Below are 15,902 nucleotides of genomic sequence, written 5' to 3'. Positions count from 1 at the left end.
GTGAACCCGTGTCCTCCCATCTCCGCCTGATCGAGCCGCGAGACGCCCCCGAGCTGGCACGGGCGTTGACGCGGAACCGCGAGTTCCTGGCTCCCTGGGACCCCGTGCGCGGTGACGCCTACTTCACGCCCGAGGGGCAGCTGTCGGTGATCTCGTCGCTGCTGGCACAACGGTCACGCGGCGAGGCGCAGCCGTTCGTCATCGTCGACGAGGGTGCCGTGGTGGGCCGGCTGACCCTCAGCGGGATCGCCCGTGGCCCCTTCCGGTCCTGCGACCTCGGCTACTGGCTGTCGGAGGACCGCAACGGGCGCGGCATCATGACGTCGGCCGTCGGCGAGGCCGTCGACTGGGCGTTCGGCGAGGCCGGCCTCCACCGCGTCCAGGCGGGGACGCTCCGCCACAACGTCGCCTCGCAACGGGTTCTCGTGAAGGCCGGCTTCGAGCAGTACGGCATCGCCCCGTCCTACCTCGAGATCGCGGGCCGCTGGCAGGACCACGTCCTCTTCCAGCGGATCGACGACTCGACCGGACGGTGATCCGTCCAGGTCTGGCCGAGCCGGTCCCTTCGAGGGTGTGACCCCGCCATCCCGTCGATCCGGACACCCGCCGCGACACCGGCCCGCAGTTGCCGACACCGGCACCGGCGCCGACCCCCGTCGGCAAGTCCTGACTCCTGCCGTGGTCGCTCTCCTCCCCCAGTGATCCCGGCACCCCGCCGCAGCACCAGCCCGGAATTGCCGACACCAGAGCCAGAGCCAGAGGCAGAGCCAGAGCCAGAGCCGGCGGGGCCCGGGGGCGTGGTCGGAAGGGATGACAGGCACCCGCGGCAGACCGGCAACCCCGTCAGAGCACCGTGTACCCGGCGTCGAGCGCCGAGCGCCCCGTCAGGGCCGTCAGGAGGTGCGGCGCATCATCCGACGGAGCGTCGGCCACGAGGGCGCCGAGCACGACCAGCGCCTGACGAACCGCGGTCTCGGGCGCCTGCCCGTCGAGCCCGCCGGCCGTCCGCAGGTCGCCGGTGTGGACGACGAGCTCGACGACGCGCGTCGGCAGGTACGCCTCGAGCCGCCACTCGCCGACCGGAGTCTCCACCCGTGCGTCCGCGGTCCGTCCGGCCACCATGCCGGTCACCCGTCGCACGACGATGTCGACGCTCTCGGGCAGGTCGGCACCGAGGTCCCGTCCCGCTTGCCGCCCCCGCTCGGCGACCTCGTCCGGATCGGCGCGGCCGCCCCTGACCGCCCGGTAGTAGTCGACGGTGCGGCGGTCAGAATCCGACGGCCCCGGCCGCAGGTACTGCTCGACCGTGAGCAGGGCCCTCGACGTGTGGCCGACGAGGTCACGACGGCTCCACTCGCCGAGCGCCGGGGCCTCCCAGGGGGCCGGCGGCCGGTCGAGCTCGTGCACCGTCTCGGCGAACCACCGCGCCGCGGCCCCGAACGCGTCGCGGACCGTCCGGAAGTTCTCGTCCATGGGGTGAGCCTAGATCCGGCGACGACCCGCGTTCCGGGGCGTTCCGTCGGCCGCCACCATGCCCTAGCCTCGCCGTCGTGGGGAAACGTCAGATCTACGTCGAGACCGTCATCGACGCCGACCTCGATCGGGTGTGGGCCGCCACGCAGGACCCCGCCCAGCACGTCCGCTGGGACGTCCGCTTCTCGCGCATCACCCCCGGGCCGCCGGACGCCGACGGGTCGACACCGTTCCGCTACGTCCGTCGCACGCCCGTCCACACCGTCGAGGGCACGGGCGTCAGCATCGGCGAGCGCCACGGCCAGGACGGTTCGCGCACGTCCGCCCTGCGCTTCGCGACCGACGACGCCCTCTCACCGATCCGGGCCGGGCGCGGGTACTGGCGCTACCTGCCCACCGCCGACGGACGGACGCGCTTCGTGACCGGCTACGACTACGTCTCGGGCTGGGGTCCGCTCGACCTGGTCGTGCGTCCGCTGCTCGGGTGGGCGACGGCGTTCAGCTTCGACCGCCTGCGCCTCTGGCTCGAGACCGGCCGCGAACCCGAGCGGTGGCCGCTCACCAGCGCCCTCGCGTTCTGGCGTCCGGACCGGCCCCGCGCCTCCCGCACCCTCCGCGCGCCCGCGGGCGGCACGCGGGCGGGCGACCACCTGCAGGAGGCGCCGGTCACCCTGGCCGCGCTGCCCGACCCCGCGAGGCGGTCACCCCGATGACGTCGATCTTCGAGCAGGCCCTCGGCGACGAGTTCGTCCGCCTGCACCCGATGATGCAGCGCCGCTTCGGCGTCGGTCTGGACTCGGGCGAGGCCTGCGTGGGCCGGGGCGTCATGTCGTCGATCCGGCGGGGCCCGTGGTGGACCGTGCCGTTCTTGCAGATCGGGCGGTTGCGCAACATCCTGGTGCCCGACGTCGGTGACGACGTGCCCTTCGTCATCGAGAACTATCCGTACCGCGACGGGCTCGGACGCGAGACCGTCACCTTCGTCCGCTCGTACACCGTGCGACACCGCCGGGTGGGCCGACGCCCGGTCCGCTTCGACGCGACGATGGTGCTCGACCGCGGGCGGGTGCTCGACTACCTCGGCACCCACCAGCACCTCGCGGTCGACCTCGACCTGACGGTCGACGACCGCGGCGGCCTCGTGCTCCGCTCGGAGGCGCAGCGCTTCCACGAGGGCCCCGTCTCGTTCCGCTTCCCGATGCTGTTCAGCGGTCGGGCCGAGCTGCACGAGTGGTGGTCCGACGACGACGAGTCGTTCCACGTCGACCTCGAGGTGCACAACCAGCGCTTCGGGTTCCTCTTCGGCTACCGCGGCACCTTCACCTGCGAGTGGGTCGCCGCATCCGACGCGCCGGCCCGGCTGAAGCCGAGACGCACCGAGGCCCGCCTCTAGGCCGCGGGCCGTGCCGGTCGGACCACGTGGCGCAGCGTGGTCGCGAGCCCACCCCGCCCCGCGCCGCCCCGCCCCGCCCCGGGGTCGGCGTCACCCCCTGTCGGCAAGTCCTGACTCCCGTCACCGCCGCACCCGTCCCACGCCGATCACGGCACCCCACCGCCGCACCGGCCAGGAATTGCCGGCACCGGCACCGAACACGGAACGAGACCGGCATCCGCACCGGCGTCGGCCTCGGCACCGGCATCGGCATCGGCATCGGCATGGAACCCGGGCCTCGGCGTCGTCGGCCGGCCCGGACGGGCGGATCGAGTCCCGGCGGAGGAACGACCCGGCCGGTCACATCAGCAGGCCAGGGAGGGCCGTGTACGCGACGACGAACACGATCGACAGGGCGACCACCGACCCCGCCGTGACGACGGGCACCCATGTCCGGGCGGACGACCGGGTGCGCATCGTGCCCCAGGCGAGGAACGCCGCGCCGAGGACCATCTGGAGCACCCAGTAGACGTCGCCCGGTCCCTGGTCGAGGACGACGAGCCCGTAGAGCCCCTCCCCCACGAGCACCGTCGAGAGCGGCACGACCGCCAGGGTCCGCCAGGTCGGCGACGACGCACGGAGGAGTGCGGCGCTGACACCGATGACCGGCCCCACGAGGAGCCCGAGGATCGTGAAGACGTTCTGGAACGGCTCGTCGTAGGGGAAGCCGCGCCACCCCGACACGATCCGGTAGCCCTCGACCAGCAGCACGAACGCCACGGCGCCCAGGACGGCCGACAGGGCCGGGCGGGCGCGCACGGCCAGGACGAGCGCGAAGACGAGGACCGACCAGCCACCGGACGAGTTCGCGAACCCTCCGAGCCACTCGGGCAGGAAGCCTTGCGCCGGGCTCGTCAGGCCGCCGAGCACCAGTGCTCCGGCAGCCACCACGGCGACCCGACCGGCGCCGAGGACGATCGTCACGGCCCGGGACCCCTGCCGTCGGGCGGCCGGCGTGGTGGGGCGGTCGAGTCGGGTCTCGGTCATGGCAGCTCTCCTTCGAGGAGGTGCCAGCGTACGAACGACCGGCGTCGTCACGCGTCCTCCGCGGGTCGCAGCCCGTGCCCCCCGAGGATGACCTCGCCCACCTCGCCCGTCGAACCGGGACGCCGGCCGGACCCGCGCGCCGTCAGAAGGTGGCGAGCGCGCTGACCGTCATCTGCTGCACCCGGGCGTTCGCACACGCCTCGAAGCTGGACCCCGAGGCGGGCACGAAGATCGACTCGAGCGAGCCGGGCGGGTAGACGCGGAACCCGTCGGTCGCCTGCGGCCGGCACTCGGCGGCGTCGTAGTTCCCCGTCTGGGCGATCTGAACGATCGTCTGCACCTCGGCACCGGGGGCGAGCGTGTGGGCCTCGTGCGGCGACGAGCGATCGAGCGCGGCCGAGGCGCCGATCTGGGTTCCGTTCCCGTCGCCGACGAACGAGACGCCGGGCCAGCCCTGGAGGGTGCACGAGCGCTGACCGCCGTTGGTCAGGATGATGGCGACGCCGTAGCTGCCGGCCGCACCCCCGCCTCCGTCGGCGATCTCGGCGGTGAGCTCGCCCACCGTGCACCGCGAGGAGGCGTCGCCCGGGGCACCGTCGCCCAGGTCGCCACCGCCGCCGGACGCCCCGTCGGGACCCGGCGTCGCCGTGGCAGAGGAGGCGCTGGTCGGCGAGTCGGTCACCGACGAGCCGGACGTCGGTGAGGCCGTGACGGTGACGGTGGGGGCCGCCGTCGTCTCGGGGCCGTCCGAGGCCGAACAGCCCGAGAGCACGACGGCGAAGGACGCCACGACGACCGCGGCGGGGACGAGGGAACGGAACGGACGCTTCACGCCTCCACCGAATCACGCCCGGCTAGGTTTTTGCACAGTCTGCACCGTTGGTCGCTCGTTCCGCGGCCTCCGACCGGACGACGAAGGGCCCGACATCCGCGGATGCCGGGCCCTCCGGGGTGCCGACCGAGGTCGACGGGACGATCAGCTCTGGCCGAGGTCGTCCTTGGCCTTCTCGGTCTCGAGACGCTCTTCGCTCATGTGCTGGTCCTTGTGGCCCTGCTTCGTGAGCTCTTCGTCGTCCGTGCGCTTGCCGACGGCCTCTTCGGCCTTGCCTGCAGCCTTCTGGACGAAATCTTTTGCCTTGTCACCAACGGACATGACGTACCTCCTGGTTGTGGGTCGACCGGACTGACCCGGTACGTCTGTGACGGTAGGCCGGGTGTCGGCGGGCCGCCGGGGTTCACAGGCTGTTCCAGGTTCGTACCCGGACCGGGACCGGACCGATCGGTCTCGACCCGACCCACGCCGTCCCCTAGGATCAACGCCGAGGGGGCACCATGGCACGACACGCACCAGGGGCGGGCGGCGACGACGTCACGCCCGGTCACGAACCCTTCGCGCCCCGCGCGTCCGACACCGGCGACGCCCCCGCGGCGGAGGTCGCGCCCGACGGCACCGAGCCCCGGCTCGTCGCGTGGTCGCACCGCGGCGCCGCAGGCACGGCCGGTGCCGCGGCATCGGCCGACCCGGCGAGCGCGACCGAGGCCGACGAGGCCGACGACGAACCCGCACCCCGGTCCGGCCGTCGCCGCCTCGCGATCGTCGGTGGCGTCGTCGCCGCCACGGCCCTCGTCTCCGTCGTCGTGAGCGCGGTCCTCTTCACGAGCGGTTCGGCCCCGCTCGCGGCCGGTGCCCCGACCGAGTCCGCGAGCCCGACCACGGTCACCCGCACCTCGACGCCCACCCCCAGCGCGACCCCGTCGCCGACGCCGACCGCCCCCGCGACGCCCTCGCCCCGGGCGGCCACCCCTCCGCCGCAGGACGCCGCCGTGCCGGCGCCCTTCATCACCCCGGTCGCGGCCGGCACGGTGGTCGCCGAGGGCGACCTCGCCTCGCCCAAGGGCAGCATCCACCTGCACTACCGCGTGGTGGCCGGGGGTGACGACACCTACGCGACCGAGCTAACAGACGCCACCTCGAGCCTGCCCGTCCCGGTGGGCGTCGCGTTCTACCAGGTGGCCCCGTCCGTCGGCGACGGCGTGACGTACGGCGGCGACGGGGGCGTCGAGCTCGGGGCGTCCGTCACGACCCCGACGGCGGCCTCGGGCAGCTTCGGCTCGATCAGCCAGCCCTCGTACCTCTCGACGCTCGTCGTCCACTCGACCAGCACCTCCTCGGACGTCCCCGTCGAGATCTCGGCCGGCAAGGTGCTCGCCGTCGCCCCGGTCGCGTGGTCGGTGCCGCCGCGGCAGACGAACATCGTCCCGGTCGACTCGGGTGCGGTGGCCTTCGCCTCGGGGGCACTCGAGGCGACCACGGCGTCCGGGGCCCCCAAGCGGTACACCGTCGCACCCGACGACCTCATCGACGTCGTCGCCCAGCGCTTCGGCATCTCGGTCTCGGCGCTCCTCTACATGAACCAGGGCCTCCAGGTCATCGACGACGCGCAGCACCTGTTCGAGGGCACGACGCTCGTCCTCGACCCCGACAGCGTCTGACCCGGGACGTCCCGCACGGCGACGCCTAGGGTCGAGTGGTGAGACCCCACCTCGCCCCCGGCCGGCTCGTCCGTCACGCCGTGTGGTGGGTGCAGGACTACGCCTACGCCGCCGTCTGGCAGGTGCGCGCCGTCACGAGTCCGCGAGACCCCGATCGCTACCTCGGCGGCACGGGTCGCCCCGTGCTGGTGATCCCGGGCGTATGGGAGACCTGGTCGTTCCTGCGACCGATGATCGAACGCCTGCACGCCGAGGGCCATCCCGTGCACGTGCTGGACGACCTGCGGTGGAACAGCCGTCCGGTCGAGGCCACCGCGCGCGACGTCGCCGCGTACCTTCTCACCCACGGACTCACCGACGTCGTGATCGTCGCCCACAGCAAGGGCGGCCTGATCGGCAAGTACGTCATGGCGCTGCTCGACGAGACCCACCGCGTGCGGTCGATGGTGGCCGTCTGCTCGCCGTTCTCGGGGTCGCGCTACGCCACCTGGCTGGTGCTGCCCGCCCTCCGGGCCTTCTCGCCCCGGGACGCGACGACGATGCTGCTCGCCCGCGACGAATCGGTCAACGGCCGCATCACCTCGGTCTTCGGCGAGTTCGATCCGCACATCCCCGAGGGCAGCGAACTGCCCGGCGCCGTGAACGTCCGCCTCCACGCGGGCGGGCACTTCCGGGTGCTGGCCCACCCCCGCACGATCGCGACCGTGCTCGCCGCCGCGGGCGAGCCCGTCGAGCCGGTCAGGCCGGTGTGAGCAGTTCGCGCGCGAGCACGTCGGCGACGGCCAACACCTTGTAGCCCTCGCTCTCGAAGAACACCGTCATGCGGTCGGCGTCCGTGCTCATCACGGTGCCCTCACCCCAGGTCGCGTGCACGACGCGGGCGTCGGGCGCGAACGCAGGAGGCGCGGTGTCGGTGACGCCGTCCTGCGCGCCTTCGCGCGCCTCCTGGGGTTCCCCGGCCTTCTCGGCGGTCCGGCAGCCGTCGCAGTTGCCGCAGCGTTCGGGCGACTCCTCGCCGAAGTAGCCGAGCAGGAAGTGCCGTCGGCAGCCGGGAGCCTCGGCGAAGGTGCACATCATCTCGATGCGCGAGCGCTCGACCCGGTCACGCGTCTCGGCGACCCCGCGCGCCGCCTCGGCCGCGCTGCGGGCGTCGAAGCCGTCGACCGGCTCGAACCCCTTCGACGACTCGGACAGCGCACCGCCCTCGAGCAGCAGGTCGATGAGGCGCGAGACCGTCCGGGCGCCGAGGGCCAGCTGGTCCGACACCTCCGATCGCCGGACCGGCCGGCCCGCGGCCGAGAGCGCGGTGAAGACGCCTCGCAGGTCTGCTCGCCCGGGCAGGCCCGACGCGAAGAACGACCGCAGGGAGAGATCCTCGGGCCGGTAGTGCAGGGTCGCGGTGGCGGGGTCGCCGTCCCGCCCGGCCCGACCGATCTCCTGGTAGTACGAGTCGAGCGAGTCGGGCACGTCGGCGTGCACGACGAACCGGACGTCGGGCTTGTCGATGCCCATGCCGAACGCGCTCGTCGCCACGACCACGTCGACCTCGCCCGCGTGGAACCGCTCGTGCAGCTCACCCCGCTCGGCCGACCGCTGGCCGCCGTGGTAGCCGACGACGGTGCGGTCGGGGCAGCGCTCGGCGATCGCGGCGGCGTAGTCCTCGGTCGCCTTGCGGGTGGCGACGTAGACGATGCCGGGGGTCGTCGAGGCGGCCACCTGCTCGACCACGGCACGGGCCTTCTCGTCGTCGTCCTCGTGCCGCACGACCTCGAGGGAGAGGTTCGGCCGGTCGAAGCCGTGGCTCAGGACGAGCGGGTCGTCGAGGCGCAGGCGCTCGACGATCTCGTCGCGCACCGGACCCGACCCGGTCGCCGTCAGCGCCAGCACGGTCGGGCCGCCCAGGCGCTCGACGACCTCGCCGAGGTGCAGGTAGTCGGGCCGGAAGTCGTGCCCCCACGACGACACGCAGTGCGCCTCGTCGACGACGACGAGGGCGACCCCGGCGTCGCGCAGGCGGTCGACGGTCTCGTCCCGGGCGAGCTGCTCGGGGGCGAGGAAGACGTACGTGACCTCTCCGGCGGCGAGGCGCCCCCAGCCCTCGTCGTTCTCGGCGTCGGTGTGGCCCGAATTGATCGCGACGGCGGGCGGGGCGTCGGGGCGTCCGACGAGTCCCGCGACCTGGTCCGCCTGCAACGCGATCAGGGGCGAGACGACGACCGTCGGCCCGTCGAGCACGGCACCGGCCACCTGGTAGATCGCGGACTTGCCGAAGCCGGTGGGCATGACCGCGAGGGTGTCCCGGCCGGCGACCACCGCCTCCAGGGCCCCGAGCTGGGCGGGGTGCAGGTCGGTCCAACCGAAGAGGTCGGCGGCGGCACGGGTGATGTCGTCGGTGCGAGCGGTGCTCGTGCGGGCGGTGCTCGTGCGGGTGCGTGCGGGGCGCGTCGTCGTGCTCATGTGGTCCTCGTTCCGGTGGGGCAGAGGTCCATCCCAGGCGCGTGCGGGGCGACACGCGCAGGGCTGCCAGGCGATGCCCGGCCCTGCGTACCCCACCCGCCGCGGGTCGCGCATGGTACCCCTCGGTGGGCCCGTCGCGCCGTCCGTCGCGCCTCCCGTCGCGCCTCCCGTCGCACCTCCCGCGGACCGGCCCCGCGCCGCCCGTCACGAGCGGAGGCGCGGGTCCAGCCGTCGCGGACCCCGTGGGCGTAGCGTCCGGTGCATGAGCGACGAGAAGCAGACCGAACCCGTCATGGACGGGGCCACCGAGGCGACCGACCACGAGAAGCTGAGTGGCCTGATCGAACAGGTCGAGGCCGACCACGGCGACGAGGGCGCGGCCTCGATGGCCGACCACCTCCGCGACCGCATGGACGAGACCGCACAGGCCGACGAGAGCCCGGCAGACGCCGAGGAGTGAGTCCCGGGGCTCCATCGCGAGGTGGAGCCCTCCGGCCCCGGTCGTGACCTAGCGTCGAGGGATGTACTCCAACGGCTTCTCCCTCGTCGGCGTCCTCTACCCCGTCTTCTTCGTGGTCGTGTTCGCCCTGGCCGTCACGCTGGGCGTTCTCCTGATCAGGACCCTGCTCTGGGTGATCCGGGCACTGGCGGCCTACACGCGAGAACGAGAACTCCGCATCGACCTGCTGCTCGCCGGTGACGACGACCCGGCAGGCCCGCCGGCACCCGGCGGTCCCGCGATCTGACGACCAGGAGGCGCGGGTTCAGTTCCCGACGCCCGCGACGACCTCGCGGACGAGGTCGGCCACCAGCCCGGGCCGTTCGAGACCCGGCAGATGGGCGACGCCCGGCAGCACCCGGCCCGGTCCCTGCCCGAGACGTCGAGCCGTCTCGGCGTAGAACGGCTCGTCGGCGGGGATGTCGAGCTCGCCCCAGGTCGCCAGGACCGGCGTCGCGACCTCGCCGAGGCGGCTCCACGTGTCGAGCCCGGCGTCTCCGGCCCCGTCCGGTGCGGCGACCTCGAGGATGCGGGCGTTCATCCGCTCGAAGAGTTCGCGGGGGGCACCCGTGACTCGGCCGCTCCGCGCCGCAGGACCGTCGAGCCAGAGGTGGGCCAGCAGACGGACCTGCGCCTCGACGTCGCCGCTGCCGGACGCCTCGTCAAGGGCCTCCATCAGCGGGCCCGACGCCGGGTCGGGGGTCCAGTCGAACGGAGTGTCGTCGTCGGTCATGCCGCTGACCGCGGCACCGATCAGCAGCACGCCCGCCACGCGCTCGGGTGCGGTCACGGCCAGGTCGAGGGCGAGCGCACCGCCCATCGAGTTCCCGACGACGAACGCCCGCCCGACGCCCAGTCGGTCGAGCAGCTCGACGAGGTCGGCCAGGTGCGTGGCGTCGCCGTCGGCCGCGGAGGCCGGGCTCTCGCCGAACCCCCGGCGGTCGTGGGCCACCAGGTCGAGCCCGTCGGCCGCGAGTTCGTCGGCGACGCCCGTCCAGCTCCGGCGGTCGGCGACGCCGGCGTGCAACAGCACCACGGTCGGGCCGTCGCCCCGCCACCGGGTGGCCGCCAGGGCGGTGCCGTCCGACAAGGTCACGTCCGCGCGTTCGCCGCTCATGTCGGCCACGGTAGCGCCCCGCCGTGCCGTTGCCCAGACCCGCGTGCCGCCGCTCGGACGACCTGACGGCCCGACGGCCCGGACGACCCGGACGACCCGGACGGTCTAGACCCGGACCGTCTAGACCCGCTGCTGCCGCGGCACGACGACCCGCTCGAAGACGACCACCCCGGCCGTCGCGATCGGGATCGCCACGAGGGCACCCAGGACGCCGCCGAGCGCCCCGCCCCCGAAGGCGGCCACGATGACGAGGGCGCCGGGCACCGCCACGGCCTTGGACATCACCCGTGGGGTCAGCACGTAGGCCTCGACCTGCGCGTAGACGAGCAGCACGATGCCGACGACGATCGCGGTGACCGGCGAGACGGTGATCGTCGCGGCGATGATGATCGCGTAGGCCACGACCGTGCCGACCACGGGGATCAGTGCGCCCAGGAAGGCGAGGGTCGCGAAGAGCACGGGCACCGGCCCGCCGGCGATCGTCAGCACGACGAAGACGAACACGGCGTTGACGGCGGCGAGCGCCACCTGCCCGGCGACGTAGCGGCCGACCGCCAGGAAGATCTCGTCCGAGATGCTCATGACGTTCTCGCGGTGGCTGCGGGGCACGGCGCGGCTGAGCGAGCGCAGCATCTGCGGGAGGGTGATCGCGAAGTAGAGGGTGAGGATCGCGACCACGATCACCGCGGTGATGGCGTTGGTGATCCCCTGACCGACGGCGAGCAGGCCACCCCCGAGGGCGAGCAGCTGGTCGGGGTCGAGCAGGTACGAGGTGACGGCACCGACCGCGTCGTCGACGTCGACGTCGAACCCGACGGTCTCGACGGCCTGCTGCACCCAGGGCTGGCGCGAGAGCTCCTGCAGGGTGGCGGGTGCCGTCCGCACGACGTGTCCGATCTGCTCGATCAGCGCGGGCACCACGGCGGCGACGATGCCCACGACGACCCCGACGACCAGCACGACGGCGACGATGACGCCGACCCAGCGCGGGGCACCGGCGCGTGCGAGGCGTCGGACGACCGGTTCGAAGGCCAGTGCGAGGAAGAACGCCAGGCCGATGTAGACGAGGATCGTCGACAGGGCCATGAGGGCGACGATGATGCCGACGCCGAGCCCTCCGCCGAGGGTCGCGATGAGGCCGAACCGGAAGGCGCCGGGGCGCTGCATCGGGCTGGGGGGCGTGGCGGTCTGCGTGGCCGTTCCGGCCGATCGACGCACGAGACGGGCGCGGGGTGACGAGGGCATCCGACCATCCTGACCTGCTCGAGCCGATCCAGGCCACGCCGGTCCCGGTCGGCGGGGGTTCGAGTCGCACGATCGCCCCGTCGGGAGGGAGCTCCGCCGACCCGTCACGTGCGAAGGCCCGCCCCGACTCTCGTCGGGGCGGGCCTTCCTGCGTCCGGGCCGACGCGTGCGGGGTGAGGTCAGGCCCCCTGCACGTTCTCCTTCGACTGCTGGGCGCTGTCCTTCACGTCGCCCGCGGCGCTCGAGGCGTCGTCCTTCACGGTCGAGGCGGCGTCCTGCGCCGTGCCCTTGACCGAGGCGAACGCCTCCTGGGCGGGCTCCTTCAGGTTCGACGCCACGTCCTGCGCCGCACCCTTGACCGAGTCGAGTGCCGGGCCCGCCGCGTCCTTGGCGTCGGCGACGAGCTCCTTCTCCTTGTCCGAGGCGGGGATCAGCGACGACACGAGCCAGCCGGCGCCGAAGGCGATCAGGCCGACGGCGAGCGGGTTGCCCTTCGCCTTCCGCACGGCCGCCGACGAGGCGTCCGAGACGCTGCCCGCGGCGTCGTGGCCGGCACCCTGGGTGTTCGAGGCCGCGTCGTGCGCCGCACCCATGACGGACTCCTTGACGCCCGAGAAGCGGCTCTTCACCTTCTCGGTCTGGCGGTGGGCGATGCTCGACGGGTTCACCTTGTCGGCGAGCGCGTCGACGTCGTAGCCGAGGCCGGCGCGCGTGCGCTCGATCTCGGCGCGGATCTCGTCGGGCGTGCGGCTGCTGCCGTTCTGGTCGGTGGTGCTCATGCGGTGCCTCCAGGCGTGACGGTCTCGGGGATCTTCTTGAGGGAGTCGACCGTCTTCGGCGCCCCCTTGATGCTCTTCAGTTCCTTCCGCCCGCGCAGGAACAGCACGAGGGCGACGATCGCGTAGACGACCGCGAGGATCAACGACGACCAGCCGAGGCCGATCAGCTCGCCGAGGCCCCACATGGCGGCCAGCGAGACGAACAGCAGGGCGAAGAGGGCGGTGAGCCCGGCCCCGCCGAACATGCCCGCACCCTTGCCGGCCTTCTTGGCCGACTCGGTCAGCTCGGCATTGGCCAGCTCGACCTCCTGGCGGAACAGCGTCGAGATGTCGCCGGTCACGCCGGTGAGCAGGTCGCCGAGCGACGTCGTCGCGGCCTTCTCCTCCGGTGCGGGCGGCGTCGACCCGGGCTCGCGGAACGGGTCGCTCACGCGCGCGTCCCCGAGGTGTCGGGCCACGTGGTGGGCACGCCGGCGTCCGGCGTCTGCCCGCCGAAGCCGGGGACGTCGCCCTCGGTGACGACGTCGTACTCACCGGCCACGGGAATGACGTCACCGACGAGACGGCTCGGCACGGGATCGGACGCAGGAGGCGCGGGCCGGCTCGGCACGGGATCGGACGCAGGAGGCGCGGGCCGGCTCGCCGCGCCTCCTGCCGTCTCGGTCGTGGCGGCGTGCTCGTCCTTGGCCTCGGCCGTCAGCGACTTCACGACGCGTCCGGCGAGCAGGCCCGAGATCGCGGCGATGGCGATGAGGTGCCGGGTTTGCGGGCGGCGTACGACTTCACGTCGTCGAGCAGGCTGCCCGGGTCGCGACCCTCGAGCCAGCCGGCGACGCCGTGGGCGCGACCGGGCAGGTTGCGGACGAGCTCGCCCGCGACACCGCTGTCGGCCGAGTCGGCCATCGTGCCGAGCTGCTCGCCGACCTGGCGGAGGCCGGCCGCGGCCTTCTCCTGCTGGGCGCCGGCCTGCTCCTTGAGCTCGCCGGTCGCCTGGCCGAAGAGCTGCTTGGCCTGGCCGGTGGCCTCGGAGGCGACCTTCGAGGCCTGCTCCTTGGCGCTGCCGGCGACGTCGGAGGCCGCGGACTTCGCGTCGTCCGCGACGCCTGCCGCCTCGTCCTTCGCGGCGCCGGCCTTGGCCTTCGCGGTGTCGGCCGCGCCGGTGCCGGAACCGGCGTCGGCGCCCGAGCCGATGCCGGTGCCGGTGCCGGTGCCGGTGCCAGCGTGGTCGTGCCCGAGGTGCTCCTCGACGACCGGGGCCGCGGTCGCGCTGAAGTCGCTCGCCGTCGCGTCGGGGTCGGTGATGTCGGCGTACGCGCCGACCTGGTCGCCCAGGTCGGTCACGGCGTCGTCGCGGCGCAGGTGGTCGTGCCCGGAGGCGGCGCCACGAAGCGGCTGCCCCTCGGAGGTGGTGTCGTAGACCGGGGTGGACGGATCTCCGTCGTACCGCTTGTCGTCGCTCATGTCGTGCCTCTCGGATCGTCGGCGACCGTCCGGGTGACGGTCGTGATCGGGGTAGGACCTGTCACTCTGTCCCCCTCTCGGGGGGGGCGGTGATCGCACATGGTGAAAACGCGACGGGGGGTTGACACGGGCCGGCCGGAAGGGTCGTGATCGGGACGGATCGTGTCGGGGAAACGCGACATGCCGCCCACGTTCGCACGTGAGCGGCATGTCGTGACCTGTCGGGGCCGGAGCCCTGGCGACTAGCTGTCCTTGCCGTCCGAGACCTCGCTGTCGTCGCTCTGCTCGGAGTCGTCGACGAGGCCCTGCTTCGACCCGTCGGCCAGGTCTTCGGTGTACTTCTTGTCGTCCTCGGTGATGTCGGTCGAGCCGTCGGGGATGCCGTTGTCGTTGGTCATGCCCGCACGCTACTCGCCGAGCCCGCCGTCCGGACCGTCAGTGGAACTGGGGAACGATCATCCACAGTCCGAAGAGCACGGCAGCCGTCCCCACGGCGAAACACAGCCCGCCGGCGACCGTCGCCGCCAACGGCCTCGATCGCCTCGCGCTCGCGCTCGCGCTCGCGCCCGCGGCGACGGCCCCGGACCCGCCGTCGGACTCGACGGCGCCGTCGGCGAACAGACGGATGCCCAGCGCGAACGAGGTGACGATGACGGCGGTGGCGGCGAGCGCGGTCGCGAACACCACCACGAAGGCGCCCCAGTCGACTCCCAAGAACATGGTCACTCCCCTCTTCCGCGGCTCGCGCCGACCTGTTCGGCGGCCGGGGCCTCGTCGCTGTCGTTGACGGTCTCGTGGGTCACGGGGTGCCGCCGGGCGAGAAGGGCGAAGGCGAGTCCGCCGGCCAGGGCGAGCACCGCGACGACCACCAGGCCCGCCGTGCTCGAACTGGCGAGCCAGGCCGAGACCCCTCCGACCAGCGCGGCGGCCGGCAGGGTCACCAGCCAGGCCGAGGCGATCTTGCCCACGACGCCCCAGTGCACCGTGGCGAGCTTCTTGCCCAGCCCTGCCCCGACGATGGACCCCGACGTCACCTGGGTCGTCGACAGGGCGAACCCGAGGTGGGACGAGATCAGGATGGTCGCGGCCGAGCTCGTCTCGGCCGCGAACCCCTGGGGAGCCTGGACGTCGGTGATCCGCTTGCCCACGGTCCGCATGATGCGCCAGCCTCCGAGATAGGTGCCGAGTGCGATGGCGAGGCCGCAGGCGAGGACCACCCAGAGGGGCGGGGCGGTGCCGGCTCCCTGGTAGCCCGCGGCGATCAGGGTCAGCGTGATGACACCCATCGTCTTCTGGGCGTCGTTCGTGCCGTGGGCCAGCGAGACCAGGGAGGCGCTGACCGTCTGACCGTGCCGGAATCCCGCCGTCGACCCCCGCAGGGTGGCCTGCCGGGTGACCCGGTAGGCCGCGTACGTGGCGACGAGCGCGACCACGCCGGCCACGACGGGCGAGATGAGGGCCGGCAGCACGACCTTCGACAGGACCACGCCGAAGTCGACGGCGCCCACGCCGGCACCGATCACCGCCGCACCGATGAGGCCGCCGAAGAGGGCGTGCGACGAGCTGGAGGGCAGCCCGAGGTACCAGGTGGCGAGGTTCCAGATGACGGCACCCACGAGACCCGCGAAGATCATGACCGGTGTCACCTGGACCCCGCCGTCTCCCTCGCGGATGATGCCGTTCGAGACGGTGCTCGCGACCTCGGTCGAGAGGAAGGCGCCCACCAGGTTGAGGACGGCCGAGATGAGGACGGCGACCTTCGGCTTCAGGGCGCCGGTGGCGACCGAGGTCGCCATGGCGTTGGCCGTGTCGTGGAAACCGTTCGTGAAGTCGAAGACCAGCGCGATCACGATCACCAGCACCACGGTGACGAACACGTCCATCGGTACCGCCCTCCGGGACGACCGCCGGTCACCGACCGGTGACCGCGGCACGATCGCCCCGCTGCGACGCTAGGCC

21 protein-coding genes are annotated in these 15,902 nt (G+C 73.1%); 7 read left to right on the top strand and 14 right to left on the bottom strand.

Translation table 11 applies throughout. The annotated features are described in order from the left end of the window. Positions 1-8: 8 nt before the first annotated feature. Entirely contained in the window at positions 9-536 is a 528-nt protein-coding gene (locus ASE87_RS00755) for a GNAT family N-acetyltransferase (RefSeq protein ID WP_056225142.1), read from the top strand. Positions 537-843: 307 nt separating this feature from the next. On the opposite strand, the gene ASE87_RS00750 is transcribed toward ASE87_RS00755, so the two are convergent. After that, a complete protein-coding gene (locus tag ASE87_RS00750) occupies positions 844-1,473 on the bottom strand; it encodes a maleylpyruvate isomerase N-terminal domain-containing protein (protein WP_056225140.1) in 630 nt (209 codons plus the stop codon). A 77-nt stretch (positions 1,474-1,550) separates the two neighbouring features. On the opposite strand from ASE87_RS00750, the gene ASE87_RS00745 reads away from it, so the two are divergent. Beyond that, positions 1,551-2,186 (top strand): SRPBCC family protein, encoded by a 636-nt coding sequence (locus tag ASE87_RS00745; protein WP_200925431.1) that lies wholly within the window; start codon positions 1,551-1,553, stop codon positions 2,184-2,186. Further along, a complete protein-coding gene (locus ASE87_RS00740) occupies positions 2,183-2,866 on the top strand; it encodes a DUF4166 domain-containing protein (RefSeq protein WP_056225137.1) in 684 nt (227 codons plus the stop codon). The genes ASE87_RS00745 and ASE87_RS00740 overlap by 4 nt, the downstream gene beginning before the upstream one ends. Before the next feature lie 339 nt (positions 2,867-3,205). Here the strand turns inward: ASE87_RS00740 and ASE87_RS00735 are convergent, their stop codons facing one another. From ASE87_RS00735 to ASE87_RS15965, 3 genes are all read right to left on the bottom strand, one after another. Next, positions 3,206-3,892: a DUF6518 family protein gene (locus ASE87_RS00735; RefSeq protein ID WP_056225134.1), complete on the bottom strand. Its 687-nt coding sequence runs from the start codon at positions 3,890-3,892 to the stop codon at positions 3,206-3,208. Between the two features lie 142 nt (positions 3,893-4,034). Continuing rightward, positions 4,035-4,724, bottom strand: coding sequence for a DUF4232 domain-containing protein (locus ASE87_RS00730; protein ID WP_056225129.1), 690 nt, complete (start codon positions 4,722-4,724; stop codon positions 4,035-4,037). Between the two features lie 144 nt (positions 4,725-4,868). Then, entirely contained in the window at positions 4,869-5,045 is a 177-nt protein-coding gene (locus tag ASE87_RS15965) for a CsbD family protein (RefSeq protein ID WP_123518567.1), read from the bottom strand. Between the two features lie 179 nt (positions 5,046-5,224). On the opposite strand from ASE87_RS15965, the gene ASE87_RS00725 reads away from it, so the two are divergent. Both ASE87_RS00725 and ASE87_RS00720 read left to right on the top strand, forming a co-directional pair. Beyond that, on the top strand, positions 5,225-6,385 hold the full coding sequence (locus tag ASE87_RS00725) for a LysM domain-containing protein (RefSeq protein WP_056225128.1): 1,161 nt from the start codon (positions 5,225-5,227) through the stop codon (positions 6,383-6,385). A 38-nt stretch (positions 6,386-6,423) separates the two neighbouring features. Continuing rightward, positions 6,424-7,137, top strand: coding sequence for an alpha/beta fold hydrolase (locus ASE87_RS00720; RefSeq protein ID WP_056226705.1), 714 nt, complete (start codon positions 6,424-6,426; stop codon positions 7,135-7,137). Here ASE87_RS00720 and ASE87_RS00715 read toward each other — a convergent pair. Next, complete coding sequence (locus tag ASE87_RS00715; RefSeq protein WP_082452212.1) at positions 7,124-8,842, bottom strand: RecQ family ATP-dependent DNA helicase; 1,719 nt, start codon at positions 8,840-8,842, stop codon at positions 7,124-7,126. The two genes, ASE87_RS00720 and ASE87_RS00715, sit on opposite strands and share 14 nt — an antisense overlap. Positions 8,843-9,104: 262 nt before the next feature. On the opposite strand from ASE87_RS00715, the gene ASE87_RS00710 reads away from it, so the two are divergent. Then, positions 9,105-9,302, top strand: coding sequence for a hypothetical protein (locus ASE87_RS00710; protein ID WP_054146271.1), 198 nt, complete (start codon positions 9,105-9,107; stop codon positions 9,300-9,302). Positions 9,303-9,363: 61 nt separating this feature from the next. Further along, positions 9,364-9,588 (top strand): hypothetical protein, encoded by a 225-nt coding sequence (locus ASE87_RS00705; protein WP_056225125.1) that lies wholly within the window; start codon positions 9,364-9,366, stop codon positions 9,586-9,588. Positions 9,589-9,606: 18 nt separating this feature from the next. On the opposite strand, the gene ASE87_RS00700 is transcribed toward ASE87_RS00705, so the two are convergent. The 9 genes from ASE87_RS00700 to ASE87_RS00665 all read right to left on the bottom strand — a co-directional run bounded on the left by ASE87_RS00700 (position 9,607) and on the right by ASE87_RS00665 (position 15,826). Then, positions 9,607-10,458, bottom strand: a complete 852-nt coding sequence (locus tag ASE87_RS00700; RefSeq protein WP_056225122.1) for an alpha/beta fold hydrolase — start codon at positions 10,456-10,458, stop codon at positions 9,607-9,609. A gap of 120 nt (positions 10,459-10,578) precedes the next feature. Next, on the bottom strand, positions 10,579-11,703 hold the full coding sequence (locus ASE87_RS00695) for an AI-2E family transporter (RefSeq protein ID WP_056225119.1): 1,125 nt from the start codon (positions 11,701-11,703) through the stop codon (positions 10,579-10,581). A 179-nt stretch (positions 11,704-11,882) separates the two neighbouring features. Beyond that, positions 11,883-12,482: a DUF3618 domain-containing protein gene (locus tag ASE87_RS00690; RefSeq protein ID WP_056225116.1), complete on the bottom strand. Its 600-nt coding sequence runs from the start codon at positions 12,480-12,482 to the stop codon at positions 11,883-11,885. Continuing rightward, on the bottom strand, positions 12,479-12,913 hold the full coding sequence (locus tag ASE87_RS00685; protein WP_056226701.1) for a phage holin family protein: 435 nt from the start codon (positions 12,911-12,913) through the stop codon (positions 12,479-12,481). The genes ASE87_RS00690 and ASE87_RS00685 overlap by 4 nt, the downstream gene beginning before the upstream one ends. Continuing rightward, positions 12,910-13,191: a hypothetical protein gene (locus ASE87_RS00680; RefSeq protein WP_056225113.1), complete on the bottom strand. Its 282-nt coding sequence runs from the start codon at positions 13,189-13,191 to the stop codon at positions 12,910-12,912. Before ASE87_RS00680 ends, ASE87_RS00685 begins: the two co-directional genes overlap by 4 nt. After that, positions 13,188-13,943: a hypothetical protein gene (locus tag ASE87_RS00675; protein WP_056225111.1), complete on the bottom strand. Its 756-nt coding sequence runs from the start codon at positions 13,941-13,943 to the stop codon at positions 13,188-13,190. Before ASE87_RS00675 ends, ASE87_RS00680 begins: the two co-directional genes overlap by 4 nt. A 242-nt stretch (positions 13,944-14,185) precedes the next feature. Then, positions 14,186-14,341 carry a hypothetical protein gene (locus ASE87_RS15960; RefSeq protein ID WP_157489621.1) on the bottom strand — a complete coding sequence of 52 codons (156 nt, stop codon included), beginning with the start codon at positions 14,339-14,341 and terminating at the stop codon, positions 14,186-14,188. 37 nt (positions 14,342-14,378) lie between these two features. After that, complete coding sequence (locus ASE87_RS00670) at positions 14,379-14,663, bottom strand: hypothetical protein (RefSeq protein WP_056225108.1); 285 nt, start codon at positions 14,661-14,663, stop codon at positions 14,379-14,381. Positions 14,664-14,665: 2 nt separating this feature from the next. After that, entirely contained in the window at positions 14,666-15,826 is a 1,161-nt protein-coding gene (locus ASE87_RS00665; RefSeq protein ID WP_056225104.1) for an inorganic phosphate transporter, read from the bottom strand. Positions 15,827-15,902 lie beyond the last annotated feature (76 nt).

The sequence above is a fragment of the Frigoribacterium sp. Leaf44 genome, assembly GCF_001421865.1.
In the GTDB taxonomy this organism is placed as follows: domain Bacteria; phylum Actinomycetota; class Actinomycetes; order Actinomycetales; family Microbacteriaceae; genus Frigoribacterium.
Note: the sequence above shows the minus strand (reverse complement) of the source record. Positions and strands in the feature narration are given on the sequence as shown.

What these genes read in the sequence shown, in the direction of transcription:
- ASE87_RS00750 (WP_056225140.1), bottom strand. Translation starts at nt 1,473, where the DNA reads ATGGACGAGAACTTCCGGACGGTCCGCGACGCGTTCGGGGCCGCGGCG.
- ASE87_RS00740 (WP_056225137.1), top strand. Translation starts at nt 2,183, where the DNA reads ATGACGTCGATCTTCGAGCAGGCCCTCGGCGACGAGTTCGTCCGCCTG.
- ASE87_RS00735 (WP_056225134.1), bottom strand. Translation starts at nt 3,892, where the DNA reads ATGACCGAGACCCGACTCGACCGCCCCACCACGCCGGCCGCCCGACGG.
- ASE87_RS15965 (WP_123518567.1), bottom strand. Translation starts at nt 5,045, where the DNA reads ATGTCCGTTGGTGACAAGGCAAAAGATTTCGTCCAGAAGGCTGCAGGC.
- ASE87_RS00725 (WP_056225128.1), top strand. Translation starts at nt 5,225, where the DNA reads ATGGCACGACACGCACCAGGGGCGGGCGGCGACGACGTCACGCCCGGT.
- ASE87_RS00715 (WP_082452212.1), bottom strand. Translation starts at nt 8,842, where the DNA reads ATGAGCACGACGACGCGCCCCGCACGCACCCGCACGAGCACCGCCCGC.
- ASE87_RS00710 (WP_054146271.1), top strand. Translation starts at nt 9,105, where the DNA reads ATGAGCGACGAGAAGCAGACCGAACCCGTCATGGACGGGGCCACCGAG.
- ASE87_RS00705 (WP_056225125.1), top strand. Translation starts at nt 9,364, where the DNA reads ATGTACTCCAACGGCTTCTCCCTCGTCGGCGTCCTCTACCCCGTCTTC.
- ASE87_RS00700 (WP_056225122.1), bottom strand. Translation starts at nt 10,458, where the DNA reads ATGAGCGGCGAACGCGCGGACGTGACCTTGTCGGACGGCACCGCCCTG.
- ASE87_RS00695 (WP_056225119.1), bottom strand. Translation starts at nt 11,703, where the DNA reads ATGCCCTCGTCACCCCGCGCCCGTCTCGTGCGTCGATCGGCCGGAACG.
- ASE87_RS00690 (WP_056225116.1), bottom strand. Translation starts at nt 12,482, where the DNA reads ATGAGCACCACCGACCAGAACGGCAGCAGCCGCACGCCCGACGAGATC.
- ASE87_RS00675 (WP_056225111.1), bottom strand. Translation starts at nt 13,943, where the DNA reads ATGAGCGACGACAAGCGGTACGACGGAGATCCGTCCACCCCGGTCTAC.
- ASE87_RS15960 (WP_157489621.1), bottom strand. Translation starts at nt 14,341, where the DNA reads ATGACCAACGACAACGGCATCCCCGACGGCTCGACCGACATCACCGAG.
- ASE87_RS00670 (WP_056225108.1), bottom strand. Translation starts at nt 14,663, where the DNA reads ATGTTCTTGGGAGTCGACTGGGGCGCCTTCGTGGTGGTGTTCGCGACC.
- ASE87_RS00665 (WP_056225104.1), bottom strand. Translation starts at nt 15,826, where the DNA reads ATGGACGTGTTCGTCACCGTGGTGCTGGTGATCGTGATCGCGCTGGTC.